General features: G+C 39.5%; 1 protein-coding gene. It reads left to right on the top strand.

Features of this window, described 5'->3' with window-relative positions; all coding sequences use genetic code 11:
• On the top strand, positions 1 to 301 hold a 301-nt coding region (locus ACH5TW_RS00150), incomplete at both ends, for a hypothetical protein (RefSeq protein ID WP_439334447.1).

Here is a 301-nt window from a genome sequence, read left to right as displayed (position 1 = left end):
TTTATGTGAGGGTGGTAATACGAGTGTAACTTATAATGTAACGGACTTATGTGAGTCTGGACAAGATACAGCTACATTTACAGTAACTCCTGCTGATGCGTTAACAATTAGTGATGTTCAAGATCTTACTGTGAATGCTTGTAACTTTGCTGATCAAGCGGCTTTAGATACAGCCTTTGCTAATTGGATTGCTGGTTTTAGTGTAACTGGTGGTTGTGATCCGCAAGCTACAGATATTAGTGCACTTACTGCTCCTGCTTTATGTGAGGGTGGTAATACGAGTGTAACTTATAATGTAACG

Source organism: Thalassobellus sediminis, from assembly GCF_044386045.1.
GTDB lineage: Bacteria > Bacteroidota > Bacteroidia > Flavobacteriales > Flavobacteriaceae > Thalassobellus > Thalassobellus sediminis.
Note: the sequence above shows the minus strand (reverse complement) of the source record. Positions and strands in the feature narration are given on the sequence as shown.